The 14,334-nt window shown below is 50.2% G+C and carries 12 protein-coding genes; 2 read left to right on the top strand and 10 right to left on the bottom strand.

The genetic code is table 11. The features are described 5' to 3' along the window. Positions 1-93: 93 nt before the first annotated feature. The gene (locus tag JJU14_RS04265; protein ID WP_228611357.1) at positions 94-1,104 is read right to left on the bottom strand and encodes an endonuclease/exonuclease/phosphatase family protein; all 1,011 of its coding nucleotides are present in this window, start codon (positions 1,102-1,104) and stop codon (positions 94-96) included. Positions 1,105-1,225: 121 nt separating this feature from the next. Here JJU14_RS04265 and JJU14_RS04260 point away from each other — a divergent pair, with 121 nt between their 5' ends. Beyond that, positions 1,226-1,825, top strand: a complete 600-nt coding sequence (locus tag JJU14_RS04260) for a hypothetical protein (protein WP_228611356.1) — start codon at positions 1,226-1,228, stop codon at positions 1,823-1,825. A 26-nt stretch (positions 1,826-1,851) separates the two neighbouring features. On the opposite strand, the gene glsB is transcribed toward JJU14_RS04260, so the two are convergent. The 9 genes from glsB to zwf all read right to left on the bottom strand — a co-directional run bounded on the left by glsB (position 1,852) and on the right by zwf (position 13,129). Continuing rightward, positions 1,852-2,790, bottom strand: a complete 939-nt coding sequence (gene glsB, locus JJU14_RS04255; protein WP_228611355.1) for a glutaminase B — start codon at positions 2,788-2,790, stop codon at positions 1,852-1,854. Positions 2,791-2,843: 53 nt separating this feature from the next. Continuing rightward, positions 2,844-4,700, bottom strand: coding sequence for a DUF885 family protein (locus JJU14_RS04250; RefSeq protein WP_228611354.1), 1,857 nt, complete (start codon positions 4,698-4,700; stop codon positions 2,844-2,846). A 38-nt stretch (positions 4,701-4,738) separates the two neighbouring features. Beyond that, positions 4,739-5,584: an HDOD domain-containing protein gene (locus tag JJU14_RS04245; RefSeq protein ID WP_228611353.1), complete on the bottom strand. Its 846-nt coding sequence runs from the start codon at positions 5,582-5,584 to the stop codon at positions 4,739-4,741. Positions 5,585-5,740: 156 nt separating this feature from the next. Beyond that, the gene (nhaD, locus tag JJU14_RS04240; protein ID WP_228611352.1) at positions 5,741-7,192 is read right to left on the bottom strand and encodes a sodium:proton antiporter NhaD; all 1,452 of its coding nucleotides are present in this window, start codon (positions 7,190-7,192) and stop codon (positions 5,741-5,743) included. Between the two features lie 280 nt (positions 7,193-7,472). Further along, a complete protein-coding gene (locus JJU14_RS04235) occupies positions 7,473-8,123 on the bottom strand; it encodes a bifunctional 4-hydroxy-2-oxoglutarate aldolase/2-dehydro-3-deoxy-phosphogluconate aldolase (RefSeq protein WP_228611351.1) in 651 nt (216 codons plus the stop codon). Between the two features lie 5 nt (positions 8,124-8,128). Further along, positions 8,129-9,115: a glucokinase gene (locus JJU14_RS04230; protein WP_228611350.1), complete on the bottom strand. Its 987-nt coding sequence runs from the start codon at positions 9,113-9,115 to the stop codon at positions 8,129-8,131. Beyond that, positions 9,108-10,958, bottom strand: a complete 1,851-nt coding sequence (edd, locus tag JJU14_RS04225; protein WP_228611349.1) for a phosphogluconate dehydratase — start codon at positions 10,956-10,958, stop codon at positions 9,108-9,110. The genes JJU14_RS04230 and edd overlap by 8 nt, the downstream gene beginning before the upstream one ends. A 9-nt stretch (positions 10,959-10,967) precedes the next feature. Beyond that, entirely contained in the window at positions 10,968-11,654 is a 687-nt protein-coding gene (pgl, locus tag JJU14_RS04220) for a 6-phosphogluconolactonase (RefSeq protein WP_228611348.1), read from the bottom strand. Positions 11,655-11,662: 8 nt separating this feature from the next. Then, a complete protein-coding gene (gene zwf / locus JJU14_RS04215) occupies positions 11,663-13,129 on the bottom strand; it encodes a glucose-6-phosphate dehydrogenase (RefSeq protein ID WP_228611347.1) in 1,467 nt (488 codons plus the stop codon). Between the two features lie 264 nt (positions 13,130-13,393). On the opposite strand from zwf, the gene JJU14_RS04210 reads away from it, so the two are divergent. Next, positions 13,394-14,251 (top strand): MurR/RpiR family transcriptional regulator, encoded by an 858-nt coding sequence (locus JJU14_RS04210; protein WP_091339722.1) that lies wholly within the window; start codon positions 13,394-13,396, stop codon positions 14,249-14,251. Positions 14,252-14,334: the final 83 nt, after the last annotated feature.

The following is a 14,334-nucleotide window of genomic DNA, read 5'->3' as shown; positions in this document are numbered from 1 at the left end:
TCCATACGCTGCTCGTTGTCCTTATAATTTATAAGGACTCTTTGCGTCACTGTACTGCAAATTGATAGCTTTGAAACTTAGACTATGGGCGTACTACTTTAACTGAAGCTGTGCCAGCACAGGAGCATGATCGCTGCTGTACGCATCGGTACTGTAGTCTGGCCTAATCAGATGTTTGTCGAAGGTTTGATAACTCAGCACATCGGCCCGGCAGGCCGGATGCAGGCTATCAAACTCATCCGATAGCAAGATATAGTCCAGCACCGAACCCTTGGAACCATAGTAATGAGTTGCTGGTCGAGCAGTGGGTATAAGCTGATGTTGCTTCGCCAACAGGTAGGCATCGTGCAAGCGAACCGGGTTCCAGCCAGATGCATCGAGCGCGCTGGCATTGGCCTGCTTTTGCCAGAGCTCACCGGCCTGGATGAGAATCGATAAGGGTGAGGATTCGCTGAGTGTATCATTCAAATCTCCCATCAACACCAGTGGCAATCGGTGCTGCTGCCGCCTGCTGCATAGTGCATGCATCAGCAGCTGTGCTTCAGTCCCCCGCTGTACGGTCGACGCCCAACGACCAAAAGTTGCCAGCAGCGGATTCTGGTGATCGTCAATCAATAAAGCAGGTTCAAGCTGAGGCCGCTTGGATTTTAAATGCACAACACAACAATCCAACGCGCCGAAGCCAGGCAACTGGACGGTTGCGCGTAATGGTTGACGGCTAAATTGCAAACCAGACAAACCTGCGGCATTAAGTAACCCATGATCTACAGCCAGGGCAGCACAAGAGCTCACTTCATAGCGCGACGCCAATGCCACCACCGGTTTATGAAAAATGTAATCGGCTATCAGCTCTGGCTGTTGCACCACCACAAAATAAGGATAACCCAATGCCTGAAGTTGTTGTTTCAACGCTTCGCAGCTAAATACTTCCTGAAAACCAATGATATCGGGCTGCTGCTGCTCGATAAAGTGCTGCAACCACAGCTGTTTTTGCTGCCACTGTGGCTGAGTGTAAATAGCATCGTACTCGTAGCTGGCCAGCGGCGGTTCGATGTAATTGAGCAGATTCACACTGGCGATACGAAAACTGGATAGAGACAACATGACTAAGCGAACCATTCTGTTGATTGAAAGTACCTGGATCCGGAACCAGGCATTTGCACCTCAGTACCAGACTGGGTACCATGCGATAAAGCCACGATAACTATAAAGGAAATCCCTACTCATGGTAAAACAACTTGCGGTTAGTTTTGCGCTGGCGGCCAGCAGCTGCCAGCTATTTGCTCAAACAGTCTCGGTTCCTGCTCAGGACCAATTCTTCGACAACATCGCCCGTTATTGTGGCCAGGCCTTTGAAGGCCGGGTCACCGAAGCTAACTTTACCGGTGTTGAAACCTTTACTGAAAACAGACTGGTGATGCATGTTCGTCACTGCAGCGACGATCGGCTTGAAATCCCCTTTCATGTCGGTAACGACCATTCGCGTACCTGGATCCTGACTAAAACAGGCTCTGGCATTCAACTGAAACACGATCACCGTACCAAAGAAGGCGTGCCGGATAATGCAACCATGTACGGTGGTCACACCGTGGATGCCGGCTGGCCTCATGCCCAGTCATTTCCGGCCGATGATTTTTCCAAGCACGATTTTATTCGTCGGCGTCAGCCCCAGTCGCTGTGGAATACCTGGCATATGTACATCTATCCGGGGGAGTTTTTTGCCTACCGCCTAACGCGTGAAGGCCGCGAGCTTCGGGTTGATTTTGACTTAACCAAACCAGTCGACTTACCGCCAACTCCTTGGGGCTATGAAGATACCAACTAAATGAAACGGGCCAAAAGGCCCGTTCTTTAATACACCGATAAGCCCAGCTGCTCTGCGAACCGGGTTACCATAAACATAGCGCGGCAGGAGTTACCAAAGCTGTTTAAACGCGGACTCCAGGCCGCTATCACGCCGTAGTTGGGTACGATAGCAGCAATGCCCCCACCAACCCCACTTTTGGCTGGTAAGCCAACAGTGAAAGCAAATTCACCGGACTGGTCGTACATACCGCTGGTGGATAAAATGGCATTGACGCGGTGTGCATCACGCCGGCTGCAGATCATCTGCTCAGTCCAGGGATCGAGCCCACGATTGGCCAGAAACACCAGGCTACGCGCCAGTTGCTCGCAGCTCATCTCCACCGAACATTGATAAAAGTAATGATCCAGCACCTGGGGCACTTCCGCTTCAATGTTGCCAAAGCTTTTCATCAAATAGGCCAGAGCTGCATTGCGATTGCCATGCTCTTTTTCCGACTGATAGACGGCGTTATCCACCCAGATCTGCTCGGTTCCGGCTAATTTACGAACAAAGCTTAATAAAGCCGCTTTACTGGCTGAATAGTGTGAAACCAGCATATCAGACACCACGATGGCACCGGCATTGATAAAGGGATTACGCGGGATACCATGCTCCCATTCCAGTTGAACAATGGAATTAAAGGGCTGGCCCGAAGGCTCCATATGCACCCGTTGCCAGACATCATCACCCAGCCGGTTCATTGCCAATACCAGGCCATAGATTTTTGACACACTTTGGATGGAAAAACACTGACTAGCATCGCCAGCCGTATGCAGCTCACCATCCAGCGTAGCAACCGCTATGGCGGTTTGCTCAGGCTCTACCGCGGCCAAAGCCGGTATATAGTTAGCCACCTTGCCTTGCTCCGGCAATTGCCGGGCCTCTTGCAACAAGCTTTGCAGCAATAAGGAAAGATTAGAGGGTTGTTTTGGTGTTCCTTCCATGCACTACTCAATGTGTAAGCGCCTGCCCCAAGTGATTGGGACAGGCAAAAAAATCATTCAGGTTGCTGACTTGCGACCCAGGCTTCAACACGGCGCTGCAGCAAATCAAGCGGCAAAGCACCACCTCCTAACACAGTGTCATGGAACTGGCGAATATCAAAGTTCTCGCCCAGAGCCTGCTCCGCCATAGCGCGTAGTTCCTGAATACGGATCATACCTACTTTGTAAGCAGTCGCCTGGCCTGGCATCACCAGATAGCGCCGCACTTCAGAGCGCACAGCCTCAATAGGAATAGGCGTGTATTGCTGGAAGTAAGCAATGGCATCCTCTTCCGTCCAACCTTTGGCATGCAGCCCGGTATCTACCACCAGGCGAACTGCCCGCCACATCTCTGTTACCAAACGGCCAAAATCGGAGTATGGGTCCTGATAAGCGCCCATTTCTTTGGCCAGCAACTCGGAATACAAAGCCCAGCCCTCAGCGAAGACCGTAAAGTTAGCCTGAGTACGAAAGCGAGGAATATCCGTCAGCTCTTGTGCAATGGATATTTGCATATGATGACCAGGGTTACCCTCGTGGTAGGCAATGGCTTCCATTTCATTTTTCGGCATGGCACGCATATCCGATAAATGCGCGTAATAGACGCCTGGACGGGACCCATCCGGTGTACCGGGAAAGTAATGTTGGGCAGCACCGGGTTGTTCGCGAAATGGCTCTACCCGTTTCACTACCAAATCAGCTTTCGGTAGCACACCAAAATAATCCGGCAACCGTTCATTGATAAAGGCTAGAAAAGCGACAGAGTCATCGATGTAAGCCTGACGCCCCTCATCGGTGTTTGGATAGAAGAAACGATCATCGGTTCGAATAAAGTCAAAAAACTGATGCAGGTCGCCATCAAAACCAACCTGTTGGCGGATGCTTTCCATCTCCGCTGTTAAGCGCGCTACCTCTTGCAAACCTAACTCGTGGATCTCATCGGCTGTCATGCTGGTTGTGGTTGAAACTTGCAGCATATGGTTGTAGTAGGCCCGGCCATTAGGATGAGTAGAAACACCGGTTGGATTAACTGCGGCCAATGCCACTTCCTGTTGCAACCAGTCCAGCAGTTTTTGGTAAGCCGGTTGAAAGTAGCCGGTCAACGCAGATCTGGCTTGCTGCTGCAAGGTATTGACCTCATCATCATTCAGCAGTTGTTGTTGCTGCAGCTGAGTAATTTTTTGCTGTGCATTTTGCCATAGCGGTGCTACCTGTTCAGATTCCAGCTCAAACGGCTGACCGCGTAACAAGTTTTCTACCTGCTCTATCACACCTTCATAGGCAAAACGTGGCGGTCGAATACCTTGCTCGGTAAATTGCTGAGCTTGCTCCAACAATTGCAGCAGGGCAACACTGATCCCTTCCAGGCGTGCAATGTAGGCTTGCATATCCTCTTTGCTTTCCACCTGATGAAAGCTCATCATGATTTGCGGCAGCAAACTATGCATGCCTTGCATCTGATTGAACAGATAATTGTGATGGCGGAAATCTGCTGACGCCCTCATTTGCTGATATTGGTGAAGCCATAAATCATAAGAGGTCTTGGCTTCATTGGTAAGCAAAGCACGATCAAAGCTGCTGGTAAGCTCAGCTACCGTGGCGGCTTTCCAGGCAAGTTGTGCATCCTGAGCAGCCAGGCTCATATCATCCACATCAAATTGGCGATCTTTTCGGCCAAGAAAAGTCAGCATCAAGGGGCTTTGCTGCAACTGCTCTTCATACTTTTCATCGAACCAGCGCGTTAAACGCTCACTGTGTAGTTGTTGCTGTTCAGCAAGCTCTGTTACTGTCGGCTGTTCAGTGTGTTGTGCTGGCTGACAGCCGGCAAGCAGTAACGACAGAGATACGGCAAGAACGGAATAACGCACCATGGTATTTCCTTGTGTCAAAGGGGTATGCTGAAGACCAGTTAATACAAAATACCGGCTTTAGGGTTGAGTACAGAAAGTAGGTAGAGCGCCTCACTGTTGCAAAAATCCAACGCAGCCCGCAGGTCTGGCTGAATAATGCCCAAAACTTCCAGTACAAAGGGATCCAGCAAATTAGTTTGCTTATACAGTTCAGGGTGAACATTCGCCAATGCCAGTCGGGAAGAAATATTTAACAGCAATACAGCCGGCTGCCGTAAATGTTTATCGGGCTGATGCTGCAAAGCGATGGGCTCAATGATTGAGTTCGGTAATTGCCAAAGTCGCAGCAAAGCTGCACTTAACTCGGCATAGGTAAAACCAAGTACACGCCGTTGGCACTGCCAGGGTTTTTCATCAGCACTGTATTGTTCACAAGCTTTGGCCAGTTCTGGATCCAACTGACACAAAGCCAGTTCACCAATATTATGCAGCAAGCCTGAAACATAGAGTTGCTCACTCTGCCGTGGGGCTACTTTATTGCCTAAAGCACGAGCTATCAATGCGGTATGGACACTTTGCTCCCAGAATCTGTCCATATCGATAGCGCTGTGACTGACTTGCTCACAAACACTGATCACTGCGGAGCTAATCACCAGGTTGTAGATGGTTCCAGCGCCTAGCACTACCAAAGCTTTGCTGATGGTATCAATTTTTTTGGGTAAGTTATAAATAGCACTATTGGCCAATTTTAAAATTTTACTCGCCAGGGACGGATCAAGCTGGATAACTTCCGCCACCTCATCCATATCGGCGCGTTCAGACTCCAGTAGTTGCTTAACTCGAAGGTAAGCATCTGGAAACACAAAAACTTCGGTAACATTTTCAGCGTACTGTAGTGCGTTCATCAGACAAGTTCCGGCATTGGTTGGCCAGCAGTAGGTTAAGTATAGTCTTTTGGCTGGCAAATGATGAAATTTGAGTGAGAATAACAGATTAGCGATGGCCTCGCGATAGCGGGCAAGCAGAAAAGCAGGCAGCAGTGAAACTGCTGCCTGCTGGGCTTAGTCGTAGATATGAAACAAGTCTGCATTTAACCACAAATGCACGGCGATACTGGCGATGTAGCCAAGGAAAATCACCGGTGCCCACTTCAGGTGACCAAAAAAAGTGTAATAGCCACGGGCCTGCCCCATCAAGGCCACACCAGCAGCGGAGCCTATCGACAGCAAACTACCACCGACACCTGCCGTTAAGGTGATCAGCAACCAATGACCATGCGACATCTCAGGCTGCATCGCAAGAACTGCGAACATCACTGGGATGTTATCGATGACCGCCGAGATCACGCCGAGCAGGATATTGGCCGAGGTCGGATTCCAGCCCTCGTACAATAAATCAGACATCAAACCAAGGTAGCCAAGAAAGCCTAACCCGCCTACACACATCACGATGCCATAGAAGAATAACAAGGTGTCCCACTCAGCCCGCGATACCCGGCTGAAAACATCGAAAGGCACTACGCCACCGAGGCGCTTCAGTTTCTCCTGATCGCCCTCACGCTCGGCCATTGCCTTTTTACGTGCTAACGATCCAGGCAAGGTCATGCGCAGGAAATAGCCGAAGAACTGCAGGTACCCCAGCCCCATCATCATGCCCAGAACAGGTGGCAAATGCAGTAAGCTATGGCACAGCACGGCGGTGGCAACAGTCAGCAAAAATAAAGTTAGAATACGCAGCGCGCCGCGTTTTAACTCAACATCTTCATACACCGCGGATGGTTGCCTTTTCTCAACAAAAAAGCTCATCACTGTCGCCGGGATCAGGTAATTAACCAAAGCAGGGAAGAACAACACCAGGAACTCATCAATGCGCACCAGGCCGGCCTGCCACACCATAAGCGTGGTGATATCGCCAAAAGGACTAAAGGCACCGCCCGCATTAGCAGCTATGACAATATTGACACAGCAGAGGTTGATAAAACGTTTATCTCCTTCGGCCACTTTCATCACCACAGCACACATCAGCAAAGCTGTGGTTAAGTTATCGGCGATAGGAGAAATAAAGAACGACAGGAAGCCGGTGATCCAAAACAGATTCTGGTAACTAAAGCCCTTGCGTATCATCCAGGCCCGCAATGCATCAAATAATCGCCGTTCTTCCAGCGCATTGATGTATGTCATTGCTACCAAAAGGAATAGCATTAGCTCAGCGAATTCAAGCAGGTTATGACGAAATGCTGCTTCGGTTACAACTGGAATATCACGGCTGATGTAAACCCAGCCAATAAGGATCCAGATTAAACCAGCAGCAACCAACACCGGCTTGGATTTACGCATATGAAGTTTTTCTTCGCCCATCACCAACACATAAGCGACGACAAAAATAGCAATACAGACAAAACCAACAAGGGAGCTTGTTAAATCGAGTGGAGCAGCGGATGCAGCAAAAACCGGTGTGCTGAATAGCAGACACAGCAAACCAGCCAACCACGACACGCAACGGAGACTTTGCATGGTCAGACCTATCTATTTACATTCGGGTTAAAAGGACGCTTTTACCTGTTGCAGGCGGCGGCATTGTAGCACAGCGTTTAGCGTAAAATCAGGACAAAATACCAAAAAATAGCGATAAATTACTGGATTGCGACTAAAGTAGCAGAAATTAAACATCTGTATCCAATCTGGGCTATTTGAACTGGGTAAGTATGCAGGAAAATTTTTTGTCTTGCGCAAAAAAAGGCTGCGCAGGCCGCTATATAAGGCCTGTGCAGGGAGTCATGGGGTGTCAAAAGCCTTAATGATTGGCGACCTGCGCCAGCGCATCCTGGCAAAGTTGGGTAACTTTTTGCCAATCCCCGGCTGCAATCGCATCGGCTGGCAAAACCCAGGAGCCACCAACGCATGCCACATTTGGTAGCGCCAGATACTCCAGAAAATTCTTTTCGTTGATACCACCGGTCGGACAAAAACGCACTTCCGAGAATGGCCCATGAATAGATTTAAGGGTTTTAACACCGCCGGCAGCTTCAGCCGGAAAAAATTTAAAATGGGTGTAGCCAAGTGCCAACCCTTCCATCAGCTCCGAAATACTGGCAATACCCGGGATTAATGGGATCACCGAGTCCTTACCCGCTTGCAGTAGTTCACGCGTCATACCTGGGCTAATCGCAAAGCGGGCGCCGGCTTCAATGACTTGCTGCAATTGCTCGGACGAAGTCACCGTTCCGGCACCGACAATGGCCTCAGGGACTTCTTTACTGAGTAATCGGATGGCATCCATCGCCACTGGTGTGCGTAGCGTGACTTCCAACACCCGTAAACCACCTGCAACCAAAGCTTTGGCCATAGGCACGGCTTCGGCCAAATCATTGATTACAATCACTGGAACTACAGGGCCCTGCGCAAACAAGGTTGCAGGATCTAATTGCCAATTTTCAAATGCCATAATACTTACTCGCCCTGAGTTTGTTGTGAGATGGTTTGTTTCAAATACAAAGCTGCACCGGTAAGGCCTGGTTGCTCTGCGGTAATAACATAAGTCGGGATGGCCTGGTTAAACGACGTAAAACGCCCCTTTTGTTCAAAGCGGCTGCGGAACTCACTTTGCCCAAGCAAGGGCAACAGTTTGGGTACTATGCCACCACCAATAAAGACGCCCCCCGTAGTACTTAAGGTCAGAGCCAGGTTGCCGGCAATGCTGCCAAGGCTGGCAAAGAACTGTGCTATGGTCTCGGCTGCGAGGGCATTAGTACCTGCCATTGCTTGCTCGGAAATAGCCGCTGCACTGAGTGGTTCTGCAGATACTTGCTGGTATTCAGCTAAAGCCAAATAGAGGTCTTCCAGCCCTGGGCCCGATAACAAGCGCTCTGGCGAAACATGACCGTACTTGTTGCTTAAAAACTGATAAATCGCCCATTCCTGCTGATTGATGGGTGCCCAGTCGACATGGCCGCCCTCACCAGGAAGCGGGTGATAGCGCTGCTCAGCTAAGGGGAGCAAGTGCCCAACACCCAGGCCGGTACCAGCACCAAGCACCGCCATGGGCTGATTGGACTTGGCCAGGCCACCACCAAATTGCACGCAATCGGTGGCCTGTACCACCGGCAGGCTCATGGCGACTGCGGTAAAGTCGTTCATTACCAGCAAGCTGGAAAGCTGCAGTTGTTGCTGCATAGCGCTGATCGAAAACTGCCAGTGAAAGTTGGTCATCTGCACCTGATCGCCCTGCACCGGGCAAGCTATGGCTATGGCGACATCGGTTAGCGTCTGCAACTGCTGCTCATCCCTGTAGTGCTGAAGTGCATCGGCCAGGGTTGCGAAATCGGCACAGCGATACACCTGGACCTGATCAAGGCTTAGATCCTGCAAATTAACCCGGCTAAAGCGAGCATTGGTGCCGCCAATATCCGCGACAATGGCATAATGCGCTTTAGCCATGCACCCCTCCGTCAGCATCTAAATGATCTTCGGTATAAAACAAGGCGCAAGCACCCTCTTCAGCCCCAGTCAGTTGGGCACGCAAGCCACCAAAAATTTCCCGGCCCATACCCGCATAACTGTCCGATAAGTCGATGCTTTCGGCCTGACGCTCTGCCAGCTCTTTGGCATCAACCAGCAATTCCAGCACTCCTTGCTCGGCATCAACCCTCACCAAATCACCATTTTGTACTTTGGCCAATAAACCGCCTTCAATGGCTTCCGGTGTAACATGGATGGCTGCCGGTACCTTGCCCGAGGCTCCGGACATACGACCATCGGTCACAAGAGCCACCTTGAAGCCTCGATCTTGCAGTACACCAAGCGGCGGCGTTAATTTATGCAGCTCTGGCATCCCGATGGCTTTTGGTCCCTGAAAACGAACCACCACCACACAGTCTTTATTCAGTTCACCTGACTTAAAGGCAGCATCCAGTTCATGCTGACTGGAGAAAACTACAGCGGGTGCGGTAATCACGGCTGTTCCTTCCCGCAAAGCGGAGGTTTTCATCACGGCTCGACCTAAATTACCGGAAAGTACTTCCAGGCCACCATGGTGCTTAAAAGGTGTCGCAGCCGAGGTTAACACTTGCGGATCCAGCGACTCAGTAGGGCCATCAACCCACACCAGCTTGCCATCCTGCATGACAGGCACCTGGGTGTAACGACGCAAACCATAGCCGGCTACTGTTTGCACATCTACGTGCAGTAAACCTTCATCCAGCAAAGTACGGATTAGATAAGCCATACCGCCGGCTTGTTGGAAATGATTGATATCGGCCTGACCATTAGGATAAATCCGGGTAATCAAGGGGGTGACGCTGGAAAGTTCTGCAAAATCATCCCAGTTAATCAAAAAGCCAGCCGAGCGAGCTACCGCAATCAAGTGCATGGTGTGGTTGGTGGAACCTCCGGTCGCCAACAAACCCACCAGACCATTGACAATGGATTTCACATCCACCAGCTTGCCAATCGGCATATAATCGGTGCCGAGATCGGTTAAACGGGTGACCTGGCGGGTAGCCGCTTTGGTCAGTTCATCTCTGAGTTCAGTGCCGGGGTTAACAAAAGAGGAGCCAGGCAAATGCAGCCCCATCATTTCTACCACCAGCTGATTGGAGTTGGCAGTGCCGTAAAAAGTACAGGTGCCGGCCGAATGGTAGGACGCGGACTCTGCTTCCAATAATTCTTCTTTAGTTGCCTTGCCTTCAGCAAACAACTGGCGCACGCGGGCTTTTTCTTTATTGGGAATGCCTGAAGGCATTGGCCCTGCCGGCACAAAAACAAAAGGTAAATGACCGAAGCTAAAGGCTGCCATTAGCAAGCCAGGTACGATCTTGTCGCAAATGCCCAGCATCAGGCCGCCATCAAACATATTGTGTGATAAGCCAACTGCTGCGGCCATGGCGATAATATCGCGGCTCATCAGGCTAAGCTCCATGCCAGGCTGACCTTGGGTCACGCCATCGCACATGGCAGGCACACCACCGGCAAACTGGGCAACACTGCCTACTTCATTGGCAGCCGCTTTAATCAGAGCTGGATAATGCTCATAAGGCTGATGAGCAGAGAGCATGTCGTTGTAGGAAGAAATAATACCGATATTGGCTTTTGTCAGGCTGCGCAAATCGGATTTATCCTGCTTGCCGCAGGCAGCAAAACCATGTGCCAAATTACCGCAGGATAAAGTGCCGCGATGCGGGCCTTTTAAACGGGCCTTTTCAATCCGGGCCAGATAGACCGCACGGCTGCGCTCACTGCGGGCGGCAATCCGATCGGTAACTTTTTGAATGACAGGGTGCATAAGTAACCTCTATTCGGTAGCGAACATCACCTGGATATCAACGCAGGGATGGTGTAAGAAAGCGCGGATTGGCATCTGCATCACATCATCACCAGCTACGGCTTGGTTCAGTACCGGCAGTTTGCCGGCACCAACCAAATGCAAAAACAAGTGCCGCGTATTCAGCAGACGTTGTTTAGAGAGCGACATCCGTTGATAAGGCGCTGTGGTCGGATTCACCGCCAGGGCATCCTTTGTTATCGCCAAGCCTTCAGCCAGTTCCTGACTGCATGGAAATAAAGAGGCAGTATGACCATCCTCCCCCATGCCTAAAATAACCGCATCAAAGGTCGGGATGGCAGCCAGTCGGTTGTTAATAGCATCAGCGCCATCTTCAGCTCGCTCATTGGTTGTGACCAGACTGATAAAATTGGCGGCACTGGCTTTATCCTGAAGTAATACCGACTTCACCAAGCGCTCATTACTGTCTTTGGCATCGGGTGCCAGCCAGCGATCGTCCGCCAGCGTAATGGTCACTTTAGACCAAGGTAGCTCAGTCCCAGCCAAATGACTGAACAGTGCCTGTGGTGTGCGGCCACCAGAAACAGCCAGATAAGCGTGACCGCGCTCAGCGATGCCAACCTTCAGCAAGTCAATTAAGCGCTCAGCGAAGTTGCTATTGAGTGCAGCACTGTTTTCAAAACGATGAAATTGCATCATGCCTCCTACTCGTCCCAGTTGCGATCATCACGCGCTAATAATGAAATGGCGGACACTGGCCCCCAGCTACCTGCCTGATAGCTTTTGGGTGGCTCACCAGTCGATTTCCAGGCTTCTAAAATGCCATCGACCCAACGCCAGGCATGCTCGACTTCATCACGACGAACAAACAAATATTGATTACCCAACATGGCTTCGAGCAATAAGCGCTCATAAGCATCGGCAATTCGCTTAGAACTGAAGGTTTCATCAAAGCTTAAATCCAGCTTGGTTTGCCGTAACTGCATAGTTTCACCAAGACCAGGGATCTTATTCATCACCTGTACTTCCACGCCTTCGTCCGGCTGCAGCCGAATAATCAGCTTATTGGCAGGTAACTGTTTGTAAGTTTCATGGAAAATATTGTGTGGCTGTGGTTTGAAGCTAATAACCACTTCACTGCGCTTTTCCGGCATGCGCTTGCCAGTACGCAAATAAAATGGCACACCAGCCCAGCGCCAGTTATCGATATCTACTTTTATGGCGACGAAGGTTTCGGTGCTGCTGTTATTACGGGAGCCTTCTTCATCCAGGTAGCCCGGCACAGCGCCGCCGGCAACATAGCCACCCGCGTATTGGCCCCGCACCGTTTTCTCATGCACATTGCTGATATCAATCGGCCGCAATGCTTTTAATACTTTAAGTTTCTCATCCCGAATGCTGTCGGCATCCAATCGCGCTGGTGGCTCCATCGCAATCAGGGTGAGCACCTGCAGTAAATGGTTTTGCACCATATCGCGCATCTGGCCGGCATCGTCGTAATAGCTCCAGCGCCCTTCAACGCCAACCTCTTCGGCCACGGTAATTTGCACATGGTCAATCGCATTGTGGTCCCAGTTAGAGGCAAAAATGGCATTGGCAAAACGGAGCGCTAACAGGTTTAAAACAGTTTCCTTTCCTAAATAGTGATCAATGCGGTACACCTGGCACTCTTGAAAATACTGCGCGACCTGCTCATTAATCTGGCGAGACGACTCCAGATCATGGCCAATCGGTTTTTCCAGCACCACCCTGGCCGGATCGGCCGCCAGTCCAGCTGAGTGCAAACCCGCGCAAATAGAGGCAAATAAAGCGGGCGGCGTGGCAAAATAACTGACTGGGATCCGCTTCTCACAATCCGCCACAGCACTAAGTTTCTGGTAGTCGGCAGCAGCCGTTAGATCCAGTTGCACGTATAGTAAGCGCTGCTGAAAGCGCTGCCAGACGGCTTCGTCAATGGGCTCTTTCTTAATAAAGGTTTCCAGGTTTTTTCGTACCAGCTGTTGATAAGCGTTTTGCTCCAACTCATCTCTGGCGATACCAATAACCCGACTGTCATCATGCATTAAACCGGCTTTTTCCAGCTGATAGAGTGCTGGTAATAATTTACGACGTGCCAGATCGCCCTTGGTGCCAAATAACAGAAGATCACAGGCTTTTGCTGCTGATGACATAATTTAGTCCCGTTCTAAAGATGTAATTTTACAACAACCACCGCATACTAACGCAGCATTTCGGTGTTGTAAACCCGACTTATTGTAATTAAATTACAAATATGCTTAAGTAACCTATTATACGCCCAGTTAGCCACCTTTATAACGGCTGTAGCGATCAACTGTGGTAAAATAAATACTTTTCTGTAACCGGGTTTGGATGTATAACAACCACTATTACACCGGCTCGCCGACTGACCAGGTCGCACAACCAGGAAGCTTGGAATGAATGTACTTGAAAAAATAGTCAACAGTGTCGCTAACTTCAGCAAGTCTGAGCGTAAAGTCGCTGAAGTTATCCTAGCCAATCCACAGACCACCATTCATAGCAGTATAGCTGCTTTGGCCAAAATGGCGGATGTCAGTGAGCCAACCGTAAACCGCTTTTGTCGCCGCTTGGATACCAAAGGCTTTCCGGATTTCAAGTTGCACCTGGCGCAGAGCCTGGCCAATGGTACGCCTTACGTAAATCGTCATGTTGAAGAAGAAGATGGCCCGGAGGCCTACACCGCGAAAATCTTTGAGTCCACCATGGCAGCACTCGATTCAGCCCGCCACAATGTGGATATCAACACCATCAACCGTGCTGTCGACGTATTAACTCAGGCCAAGAAAATTTCTTTCTTTGGGTTAGGTGCTTCGGCCTCCGTGGCGCATGATGCTCAGAACAAGTTCTTTCGTTTTAATGTCCCAGTGGTGTGCTTCGACGACATCGTGATGCAGCGAATGTCAGCTATTAATAGTGCAGAAGGTGATGTGGTGGTTTGTATCAGCCACACCGGCCGCACCAAGAACCTGTGCGATATTGCAGCCATAGCCCGCGAAAACGATGCGACTGTCATCGGCATTACCGCTTACGACAGCCCGCTGGCACGGGAGTGCACTTTGGTGTTGTCGCTGGATGTGCCGGAAGACACCGACATGTACATGCCGATGGCATCACGGGTTGCACAACTGGTGTTGATCGATATTTTGGCGACTGGCTTTACCCTGCGTCGTGGTTCTAAGTTCAGGGAAAATCTTAAGAAAGTAAAAGACAGTTTGCGCGGCTCCCGTTTTGAAAAGAAAGATTTTCCGGCCTGAGTCAAGCGTTAAACTGGCAACCGAGCTTGCCAGTTTCGTTATTTATTTTCTTAGCTGCGCTGTATTCTGTAATAAAATTACAT

Origin of the sequence: Alkalimonas sp., from assembly GCF_020831925.1 — a bacterium.
GTDB lineage: Bacteria > Pseudomonadota > Gammaproteobacteria > Enterobacterales > Alteromonadaceae > Alkalimonas.
Note: the sequence above shows the minus strand (reverse complement) of the source record. Positions and strands in the feature narration are given on the sequence as shown.